A 1,728-nucleotide genomic window follows, 5' to 3' on the forward strand; every position below is an offset into this window, starting at 1 on the left:
TGTCTGCACTCATCCTTGATGCCATTGTCCTGGCAGCCTTCATCTGGGTAAAAGCTCAATCAGACCTGCTGGTAGTCGGCGTATCGCTTGCCTTTATGATCCTTATCTTTACAGGGGAACATTTCTTCCTCAAAAACCGTGATTCCGAAGAGGAAAATTCCGACACTTCTCATGAACATTAAAAAATGGCCCGTCTCTTCACCACTGTAACTTGGTGCAGGACGGGCCTTCGATTATTTATTCATCTGTGAAAGGAAGTCACCTAGCAAGTCTTCCATCGATTCTTCTTCCGGTTCCTTTTCATCAGCAGGGTCCTGTGTTTTCATGGCGCTATTCCAATCGAAGTCATCAAGATCCTCATCTGTTGAATGTGTCCGTTCTTCCACTGCCGGTTCATCATCCTGGTCGTCAATCACGGAATCGATCGACCATTCCCGCGAGGAAGCGGTATCCTTTCCTGCTGCGGTTTCCTCCTGAAGATACAATGCCTCATCAATATCCAGGGCACTGCTGCTTAATGAAGCGAGGAGGGAAGCGGTCCGGACAGGATTTGTTAATAACTGATATACGATACTTCCCAGTAAAGCTTCGGAATGCTCATGCTTCAGCCAGTCACGCTGGGATTTATCCAGCACTCTGGGCAGCGGGATGGTAATCGCTTCACGCTGCTTTAAAACTGAATCATTGACCCCACTTACAACAAGCTCAGCGATTTTACTGGAGAAATTGCGCTTCTCTGTTTCCTTGAGCTTCTGCAAATGTTTCAGTATGTGATCAGGTGTATCGGAGGGGATTCGAAATGTGATCGGCTGCCCCCTTGACATCCCCTTTTCTTTCATAAAATCACCCTATTTGGTCTTCGCTAATTTTTTCTCGTCTTCTTTTTTATGATCCTGCTTTTGATTCTTTCTTGAGAAATCAGCGATTAATTTGTAATACGCATTCGCCATCATCCAAATGCTCTCATTTTCATCTTCAAAGAAATCGATATTGTAGCCGTCAAGATTGTTGTTAAGTGTCTTGATATATTCCTTTAGAACGCTTGATCCGCCTCCGATGAAGTAGCAGATTTCAGTCTGGGAGTTCTTTTGCCACATATTGCGCAGGTGACGGTATTGTTTCTTCGCAAGCTCAACAAGGATACGGTCTACGATTTCATGCACGCTTGTACGGCTTCCTTTTACCATGATATGATTCCGGTCGTTTTTCTTCGTGATGATTTCCACTACATCACGGCGGCTGTCCAATTCTATGCTGTATTTCGAGCGGATTTCTTCACGGATCAATTCAAGTGATTCAGACACTCCAAGATTAAAGCCCTGCGCCTTGTCATCATCTACTTTACGGTTCTTGATCACGGCGATATCCGTAGACAATCCACCGATATCCTGAATCAGGATACGCTTGTCGATCAGGTCTTTATTGATGATATTGCCGTTATTATCCATCACAAGATTAATGAAGGCAGCGAATCCTTCTGGATACACTTTCACTTCTTCGAATTTAATATTTACTTTGATGCCTTGGTGACGCGGTGTCACAAGAAATTCCACCTGATGCACTGATCCAAGAAGTTTAGAACGGTAACCGACATCTTTTCCTTCCTTCACTTCACGAAGGGGAAGACCTGTACCAAGTGTGTAATTAGCTTCTATGACATTATTATTCTTTTTAAAAACAGTATCCTGTTCGGCAGCATCCATTGCTAAAGAAGCAAACAGCATGATC

Annotated in this window: 2 protein-coding genes and 1 pseudogene; 1 reads left to right on the forward strand and 2 read right to left on the reverse strand. The window is 43.9% G+C overall.

The features are described 5' to 3' along the window. A pseudogene (locus HP456_RS23600) lies at positions 1-182 on the forward strand (hypothetical protein); the annotation flags it as partial. Between the two features lie 51 nt (positions 183-233). On the opposite strand, the gene HP456_RS23605 reads toward HP456_RS23600, so the two are convergent. Further along, entirely contained in the window at positions 234-839 is a 606-nt protein-coding gene (locus tag HP456_RS23605) for a hypothetical protein (RefSeq protein ID WP_172255583.1), read from the reverse strand. 9 nt (positions 840-848) lie between these two features. Next, on the reverse strand, positions 849-1,728 hold an 880-nt coding region (locus tag HP456_RS23610), incomplete at its 5' end, for a ParM/StbA family protein (protein ID WP_172255585.1).

The organism is Bacillus haikouensis (assembly GCF_013179555.1).
Lineage (GTDB): Bacteria > Bacillota > Bacilli > Bacillales > Bacillaceae_B > Rossellomorea > Rossellomorea haikouensis_A.